General features: G+C 70.1%; 11 protein-coding genes. 10 read left to right on the top strand and 1 reads right to left on the bottom strand.

What is annotated here, in order from left to right; translation table 11 throughout:
* From Q2100_RS26475 to Q2100_RS26435, 9 genes are all read left to right on the top strand, one after another.
* A partial coding sequence (locus Q2100_RS26475) for a hypothetical protein (protein ID WP_302916458.1) occupies positions 1–127 on the top strand: 127 nt, incomplete at its 5' end.
* Positions 127–1,056, top strand: a complete 930-nt coding sequence (locus Q2100_RS26470; protein ID WP_302916456.1) for a cell division protein FtsQ/DivIB — start codon at positions 127–129, stop codon at positions 1,054–1,056. The genes Q2100_RS26475 and Q2100_RS26470, both read left to right, overlap by 1 nt.
* Positions 1,057–1,247: 191 nt before the next feature.
* Positions 1,248–2,393 carry a cell division protein FtsZ gene (gene ftsZ / locus Q2100_RS26465; protein ID WP_264012506.1) on the top strand — a complete coding sequence of 382 codons (1,146 nt, stop codon included), beginning with the start codon at positions 1,248–1,250 and terminating at the stop codon, positions 2,391–2,393.
* 38 nt (positions 2,394–2,431) lie between these two features.
* Positions 2,432–3,148: a peptidoglycan editing factor PgeF gene (pgeF, locus tag Q2100_RS26460; protein WP_302916455.1), complete on the top strand. Its 717-nt coding sequence runs from the start codon at positions 2,432–2,434 to the stop codon at positions 3,146–3,148.
* A 5-nt stretch (positions 3,149–3,153) separates the two neighbouring features.
* Complete coding sequence (locus tag Q2100_RS26455) at positions 3,154–3,894, top strand: YggS family pyridoxal phosphate-dependent enzyme (RefSeq protein ID WP_328518140.1); 741 nt, start codon at positions 3,154–3,156, stop codon at positions 3,892–3,894.
* 65 nt (positions 3,895–3,959) lie between these two features.
* On the top strand, positions 3,960–4,604 hold the full coding sequence (locus Q2100_RS26450) for a cell division protein SepF (RefSeq protein WP_302916453.1): 645 nt from the start codon (positions 3,960–3,962) through the stop codon (positions 4,602–4,604).
* Between the two features lie 143 nt (positions 4,605–4,747).
* Entirely contained in the window at positions 4,748–5,038 is a 291-nt protein-coding gene (locus Q2100_RS26445) for a YggT family protein (RefSeq protein WP_264012502.1), read from the top strand.
* A 216-nt stretch (positions 5,039–5,254) separates the two neighbouring features.
* Positions 5,255–6,082, top strand: a complete 828-nt coding sequence (gene wag31, locus Q2100_RS26440; protein ID WP_264012501.1) for a DivIVA-like cell division protein Wag31 — start codon at positions 5,255–5,257, stop codon at positions 6,080–6,082.
* 17 nt (positions 6,083–6,099) lie between these two features.
* Entirely contained in the window at positions 6,100–6,459 is a 360-nt protein-coding gene (locus Q2100_RS26435) for a DUF308 domain-containing protein (RefSeq protein WP_302916452.1), read from the top strand.
* On the opposite strand, the gene Q2100_RS26430 is transcribed toward Q2100_RS26435, so the two are convergent.
* On the bottom strand, positions 6,456–7,127 hold the full coding sequence (locus Q2100_RS26430; protein WP_302916457.1) for a phosphoribosyltransferase: 672 nt from the start codon (positions 7,125–7,127) through the stop codon (positions 6,456–6,458). The genes Q2100_RS26435 and Q2100_RS26430 overlap by 4 nt on opposite strands.
* Before the next feature lie 94 nt (positions 7,128–7,221).
* Between Q2100_RS26430 and Q2100_RS26425 the strand changes: the two genes are divergently transcribed.
* Positions 7,222–8,105 (top strand): NAD-dependent epimerase/dehydratase family protein (locus Q2100_RS26425; RefSeq protein ID WP_302916451.1); only part of this gene is annotated, 884 nt, incomplete at its 3' end.

Below are 8,105 nucleotides of genomic sequence, written 5' to 3'. Positions count from 1 at the left end.
CGCCCGGCAGGGTGACGTGGTGCTCACGATGGGTGCCGGCGACGTGACCATGCTCGCACCGGAAATTCTGACTGCGCTGCGGGCGAAGGCCAATCGCATCGCCCCGCCGCCGCGAACGGAGCGGTGATGACCGAGCCGACGCAGGACGACGGCCCGCCCGCCGAACCATCGGAGGCCCCGGAGGACCGGGCGGCCGACGCGCCCGAGGACGCGAACCTCCCGCCCGCCGCGGGGGAGGACTTCGAGGGTCCGCGCCGGCGGGCCCGCCGCGAGCGCGAGGAGCGCCGCGCCGCGCAGGAACGGGCCACGGCCATCGAACAGGCCAGGCGCGAGGCCAGGCGCAAGGCCCTCGGGGCGCCCGTCGACACGCCGAAAACCCTTGGCCGGGGAACGGTTCGGGGCCTGAAGGTGCTGTTGTGGTCCGCACTGATCTCGGTGCTGGCGGTGTCACTGGGCCTGCTGCTGTACTTCACGCCGGTCATGTCGGCGCGCAGCATCGTGATCACCGGCATCGGAGCGGTGACGCAGGAGGAGGTGCTCGCCGCGGCCGCGGTGCCCGCGGGGACGCCGCTGCTGCAGGTCGACACCGACGCGGTGGCCGAGCGCGTCGCGACCATCCGCCGGGTGGCCGCCGCCCGGGTGCAGCGCGAGTACCCGTCCACGCTGCGGATCACGGTGGTGGAGCGGGTGCCGGTGGTGGTCAAGGACCTTCCGGACGGCCCGCATCTCTTCGACCGCGACGGCGTCGACTTCGCGACCGCGCCGCCGCCCCCGACGCTGCCCTACCTCGACGCCGAGAATCCCGGTCCCAGCGATCCGGCGACGCAGGCCGCGCTGGAAGTGATGACCGCGCTGCCGCCGGAGGTGGCCGGCCAGGTCGGGCGGATCGCGGCGCCGTCGGTCGCGGCGATCACTCTGACGCTGACCGACGGCCGGGTGGTGGTGTGGGGCACCAACGACCGCACCGAGGAGAAGGCGCTCAAACTGGCCGCCCTGCTCACTCAGCCGGGCCAGACCTACGACGTCTCCAGTCCCGATTTGCCGACGGTCAAGTAACGCCCGCCGCAACGCCGCCGCACGCGGGCGATTGAAATTCGTCAGATCCGCACCGGCGCGCCTGCATGGTCAATGCCGGGGCCGGCCATACCGTTCTGTTTGCACGGCGCTACTTGACATAACTCTAAGCCTCACGTTGAGGTTGAGAGTTTGCCAACCGGAGTCGGACCAGTCGTACAGGAAGGCGAACGATGACCCCCCCGCATAACTACCTCGCCGTCATCAAGGTCGTCGGCATCGGCGGCGGCGGCGTCAACGCCGTCAACCGGATGATCGAACAGGGCCTCAAGGGCGTCGAGTTCATCGCGATCAACACCGATGCGCAGGCGCTGCTGATGAGCGACGCCGACGTCAAGCTCGACGTCGGCCGCGACTCCACCCGAGGGCTGGGTGCGGGCGCCGACCCCGAGGTCGGCCGAAAAGCCGCCGAGGACGCCAAGGACGACATCGAGGAGCTGATCCGCGGCGCGGACATGGTCTTCGTCACCGCAGGAGAGGGCGGTGGCACCGGCACCGGTGGCGCACCGGTGGTGGCCAGCATCGCGCGCAAGATGGGCGCGTTGACGGTCGGCGTGGTGACGCGGCCGTTCTCCTTCGAGGGCAAGCGCCGCAGCAACCAGGCCGAGACGGGCATCGCCTCACTGCGCGAGAGCTGCGACACCCTGATCGTGATCCCGAACGATCGGCTGCTGCAGATGGGCGACGCCGCGGTGTCGCTGATGGACGCGTTCCGCAGTGCCGACGAGGTGCTGCTCAACGGCGTTCAGGGCATCACCGACCTGATCACCACGCCGGGCCTGATCAACGTCGACTTCGCCGACGTCAAGGGCGTGATGAGTGGTGCGGGCACCGCACTGATGGGCATCGGTTCGGCACGGGGCGACGGCCGTGCGCTCAAGGCCGCCGAGATCGCGATCAACTCACCGCTGCTCGAGGCGTCGATGGAAGGTGCGCAGGGCGTGCTGCTGTCGGTCGCCGGCGGCAGTGACCTCGGCCTGTTCGAGATCAATGAGGCCGCATCGCTGGTGCAGGATTCCGCGCATCCCGAGGCCAACATCATCTTCGGCACGGTGATCGACGACTCGCTCGGTGACGAGGTCCGGGTGACGGTGATCGCGGCGGGCTTCGACGCCGCCGGACCGAGCCGCAAGCCCGTGGTGGGCGCGGGTCAGGCGATCGCGCCGGGACGGGCGGGCAAGGTGACCTCACCGCTGTTCGATCCGGCCGATCCCGCGAGCGTGCCGCTGCACACCAATGGTGCGACGGTCAGAATCGGCGGCGACGACGGCGGCATCGCCGACGACGACGTCGACGTGCCGCCCTTCATGCGCCACTGAGCCGTTCACGTCCCGTGCCGTCCGGCGATACTGGTTCCGTGACCGTCCGGGTTCGGCGGGTGACCACCACCCGCGCCGGCGGCGTCTCGGCGCCGCCCTTCGACACCTTCAATCTCGGCGACCACGTCGGCGACGATCCCGGCGCCGTGGCGGCCAACCGCAGACGGCTCGCGTCGGCGACCGGCCTCGGCGCCGACCGGGTGGTGTGGATGAACCAGGTGCACGGCGACCGGGTGGTGGTCGTGGACGATCCGGCGCAGGCCGCAGCGGGTCCGATCGGAAATACCGACGCGCTGGTGACCGGACTCCCGAGATTGGCTCTGGCCGTGGTCACCGCCGATTGCGTTCCGGCATTAATGGCCGACGCGCGCGCGGGTGTGGTCGCCGCCGTGCACGCCGGACGGGTCGGCGCCGCGAAGGGTGTCGTGCTGCGCACCGTCGAGGCGATGCGTGAACTCGGCGCCCGCACCGGGGACATCTCGGTATTCCTCGGCCCGGCCGTCAGCGGAGCCAATTACGAGGTGCCCGCCGAGATGGCCGACGAGGTGGAGGCCCTGCTGCCGGGCAGTCGCACCACCACCGCCCGCGGCACCGTCGGCCTCGATCTGCGGGCCGGAATCGCAAGGCAGTTAACGGGTTTGGGTGTCACCGCCATCGACGTGGATCCGCGCTGCACGGTGGCGGACAAGAATCTCTTCAGTCACCGCCGTGGCGCCCCGACCGGCAGGCTGGCGTCGCTGGTGTGGATGGAGTGAGCGCCGTGACCACGGCAAGGGAGAGCGAATTGCAGGCGTCGCTCGCCGCGGTGCGCGCGCGGCTGGAGCGGGCCGCGGCGGACGCCGGGCGCAATGCCGGCGAAATCGAATTACTTCCGGTCACAAAATTCTTCCCGGCATCCGATGTATTGCTTTTGCATCGAATGGGCTGCACCGAATTCGGTGAATCCCGCGAACAGGAAGCGTCCGGAAAAGCGGCCGAAGTCGCCGCCGAATTGGGCGGGCAAGCCGTTCGCTGGCACATGGTCGGCCGCATCCAGCGCAACAAGGTGCGGGGGATCGCCGACTGGGCTCACAGCGCGCACTCCGTCGACGACCTCCGGGTGGCCGACGGGCTGGACCGGGCCGTGGGCCGGGCGCTGGACGACGGCCGCCGGGCCGAACCGCTGCAGGTCTTCCTCCAGATCAGTCTCGACGGCGATGCCGGCCGCTCCGGTGTCGACGTGCGCAGGCCGGACCTCGTCGACGAACTGGCCGACGCCATCGACGCCGCGGCGGGCCTGCGGCTGGTCGGCCTGATGGGCATTCCGCCGCTCGACGCGGACCCCGCCGCGGCGTTCGCGAGGCTCGCGGCCGAGCGCGAGCGGATCCAGCAGCGGTATCCGCAGCGCATCGGGTTGTCCGCGGGGATGTCCGGCGACCTCGAAGTGGCGGTGCGACATGGTTCCACGTGTGTGCGTGTCGGAACCGGCCTTCTGGGACAACGACCGCTAACGTCACCATGAGTAGTCACACCAGTCACATCTTCATCACAGACACCAAGCTCCGGAGTCATCAGAAGGGTCGCGCGATGAGCACACTGCACAAGGTCAAGGCCTACTTCGGTATGGCGCCCATGGATGACTACGACGACGAGTACTACGAGGACGACGACCGCGGCGCGGCGCGTGCCTACGGTCCCCGCCGCCCACGTGAAGAGCGATTCGACGAGGAGGGATACGGCCGCGGTTATGACGACCGGCCGGCCGCCCGCGAGTACGACGAGCCCCCCGGCTACCGCGCCGGCTACGACGAACCACGCTTCGAGCCCCGACTGCGCGGTCCGCGCGAGTTCGACCGGGCCGCCCCGAGGCTGGGTGCGCTGCGCGGGTCGACCCGCGGCGCGCTCGCGATGGACCCGCGCCGGATGGCCGAGTTGTTCGACGCGGGCAGCCCGCTGGCGAAGATCACCACGCTGCGGCCGAAGGACTACAGCGAGGCCCGCACCATCGGCGAGCGGTTCCGCGACGGCACCCCGGTGATCATGGACCTGGTGTCGATGGACAACGCCGACGCTAAGCGGCTGGTCGACTTCGCGGCCGGGCTCGCGTTCGCGCTGCGCGGCTCGTTCGACAAGGTCGCCACCAAGGTGTTCCTGCTGTCGCCGGCCGACATCGATGTCAGCGCCGAAGAACGCAGGCGCATCGCCGAGGTCGGCTTCCACGCCTATCAGTAGGCCGGCTCGTCGGTGGGTCCGCCGATCGGTAGGCCCTGCCTCCGACGGGTAGGCTGGCGTCGCGCCCGAGGCCGCTGACTGGCCGCGGGCGCTGACTCCTGTATCGAATGTCACACATCTGCCCGTAGTGAGGACGGCTGTCGTTGTCGCTCTTCTTCGAAATTCTCGGTTTCGCGCTGTTCGTCTTCTGGCTTCTGTTGATCGCCCGGGTCGTGGTCGAGTTCATCCGATCCTTCTCGCGCGACTGGCATCCCAAGGGCGTGACAGTGGTGATCCTCGAGGTGATCATGACGCTCACCGATCCGCCGGTGCGGCTGCTGCGACGCCTCATTCCCCAGCTCACGATAGGTGCGGTGCGCTTCGACCTGTCGATCATGGTGCTGCTGCTGGTGGCGTTCATCGGCATGCAGCTGGCGTTCGGCGCCGCGGCCTGACGCCGGCCCCCGGCGGGTCGCGGGCGGGGTGCCCGGACCGTTGGCGCGGTGTTTGCCGAGGTCTCCGAATTGCGTTGCAACATTGAAATTCGTTCTTAAAATTCGGCCTCGACTGCAACCGCCGGGTCTGGTGTGACAGGATGGACGCCAGTTGCGAACAGGTCAGGCTTTACACTTTGAGATCGGTTGACGGTCCAGACTCCAAGGGGGCAGACAATGCCGCTCACACCTGCCGACGTTCATAATGTCGCGTTCAGCAAGCCACCCATCGGCAAGCGCGGCTACAACGAGGACGAGGTCGATGCATTCCTCGATCTGGTTGAGAACGAGCTGACGCGACTCATCGAGGAGAACGCGGATCTGCGCCAGCGGGTCGCCGAACTCGATTCAGAACTCGCTTCCGCCCGCTCCGGCAACGGCGCGCAGTCGACGCAGTCGACTCAGGCGATCCCGCTCTACGAGCCGGAGCCCGAGCCGGCGCCTGCGCCGCCCCCGCAGCCCGTGTACGAGGCGCCGCCGGTCGTGCAGCAGGCCGCGCCCAACGAGGACCAGGCCATGAAGGCGGCCAAGGTGCTGAGCCTGGCGCAGGACACGGCCGACCGACTGACCAGCACGGCCAAGGCCGAGTCCGACAAGCTGCTGTCGGATGCGCGCGCCCAGGCCGATGCGATGGTCAGCGAGGCCCGCATCACCGCGGAGAACACCGTCACCGAGGCGCGCCAGCGCGCCGACGCGATGCTGGCCGACGCACAGACACGCTCCGAGACCCAGCTGCGGCAGGCTCAGGAGAAGGCCGACGCCCTGCAGGCCGACGCCGAGCGCAAGCACTCCGAGATCATGGGCACCATCAACCAGCAGCGCACGGTGCTCGAGGGGCGGCTGGAACAGCTGCGCACCTTCGAGCGCGAGTACCGGACCAGGCTGAAGACGTACCTGGAGTCACAGCTCGAAGAGCTCGGCCAGCGCGGGTCGGCGGCGCCCGTCGACTCCAGCGCCAACAACGACGGCGGCGGCTTCAACCAGTTCAACCGGGGCAACAACTGATCCGCGATAGGTGATCGATGCTCATCATTGCGCTCGTCCTGGCCGTCGTCGGCCTCGCCGCACTGGTGACCGCGGTGGTCACCAGCAATGAGCTGATCGCCTGGGTCTGCATCGCCGCCAGTGTCATCGGGGTGGTGCTGCTCATCGTGGACGCCTTGCGCGAGCGCTCGCGGCGCGACGGTGGCGGCGGGGGATCCGACGACGAGCAGGAGACTGCCGAGTTCGACGCCGAGTATCCCGACGAGACCGTGCCTGCCGACGACGTCTCCACGGATGTGCACGCGGACCGCGATCGCGAGACCGATCTGGACGCGGACACCACCGCGGTGCCGATCGACCAACGTGACGACGAGGTCGCCCGCGAGGATCGCCGCTAGACCGTCGGCGTGCCGAGCAGTTCTCGCACCTCGTCGTCGGTGACCTGATGGAAGTCGGCGAACACCTGGCCGACCGCCTCGAATCCCGGCGGCATCGCCGCGCACACCACGTCGTCGGCCTCCTGGCCGATGTTGCGACAGGCCGACGCGGGTCCGACGGGCACGGCCACCACGATCCGCGCCGGCCCGACACTGCGCACCGCCCGCACCGCGGCCAGCATGCTCGCCCCGGTCGCGATGCCGTCGTCGACGAGGATCACGGTCCTGCCAGCCACTTCCACCGGTGGCCGGCCACCGCGGTAGGCATGTTCGCGGCGAGCCAGTTCCGCCGTCTCCCGTTCGACCGCGGCCTGCAGATCCGCCTCACTGATGCCGAGGCTGCGTACCAGCCGGTCGTTCACGACGATGCCACCGCCGGTGGCGATGGCGCCCATCGCCAACTCCTCCCAGCGGGGCACGCCGAGCTTGCGGACGAGGAAGACGTCGAGCGGCGCCCGCAGCGCCGCTGCCACCTCCCAGCCGACCGGGACGCCGCCGCGCGCGAGACCGAGGACCAGCAGACCGCTCGTGTCGCGGTAACCCGAGAGGTCACGGGCCAGCACGCGCCCGGCCTCCGACCGGTCCCGGAAGGTGCGCCTGTCATCGCGGTGGGCGGCCCTGGCACCCATCCCGACGGGGTACCCGTAACGCAAGCCGCTCACCGCGGCTATCCGTGACGCCCTCGGCTACGAATGAGGTTCGGGTCCCGACGCAAGGAGAAGCATGGGCATCGAGTTCGAGAGTGTCGTCGACCATCCGCTGGACGAGGTGTTCGCCTGGCACGGCAGGCCAGGCGCGATGTCCCGGCTGGTACCGCCCTTCGCACCGATGAAGGTGGTCGCGGAGACCGACTCGCTGGCCGACGGTCGTGCGGTGCTGGGTCTGCCCGGCGGACTGCGATGGGTGGCACAGCACCAGGCCGACGAGTACGACCCACCGCACCGGTTCGTCGACGTGCTCTCCTCCGACGGTGCGGCGTCGTGGCCGCCGCGGGCGATCGGCTGGTGGCGGCACACGCACGACTTCGCCGCGGAGTCGCCGGAGTCGACGCGCGTGCACGACCGGGTCGACACGACGGTGCCCGGTCGGGCGTTGCGTTCGATGTTCGTCTACCGGCACCGGCAGCTCGCCGACGACCTGGCCGCGCACCGCGACGCCGCGGCGGCGGGCACCGGCGCACTCGTCGTGGCCGTCACCGGCGCATCCGGACTGGTCGGGGCGGCGCTGACCGCGATGCTGACCTCCGGCGGACACCGGGTCATCCGGCTCGTGCGCCGCGATCCACGCAGCTCCGACGAACGGCGCTGGGATCCCGAACGCCCGGCCCCCGGACTGCTGAGCGGCGTCGACGCCGTCGTGCACCTGGCCGGTGAGTCCATCGCCGGGCGCTTCACCGCCGCGCACCGGGCGGCGGTGCGCGGCAGCCGGATCGGGCCGACCCGCAGGCTCGCCGAGGCGGCGGCGGGTACCGACGGTGGGCCGCGGGTGTTCGTCAGCGCATCGGCGATCGGCTACTACGGCTTCGACCGGGGCGACGAGGTGCTGACCGAGCAGGCCGCACAGGGCAGCGGCTTCCTGGCCGACGTGGTCGCCGAGTGGGAGGCTGC

This window comes from Mycolicibacterium arseniciresistens, assembly GCF_030519285.1.
GTDB lineage: Bacteria > Actinomycetota > Actinomycetes > Mycobacteriales > Mycobacteriaceae > Mycobacterium > Mycobacterium arseniciresistens.
Note: the sequence above shows the minus strand (reverse complement) of the source record. Positions and strands in the feature narration are given on the sequence as shown.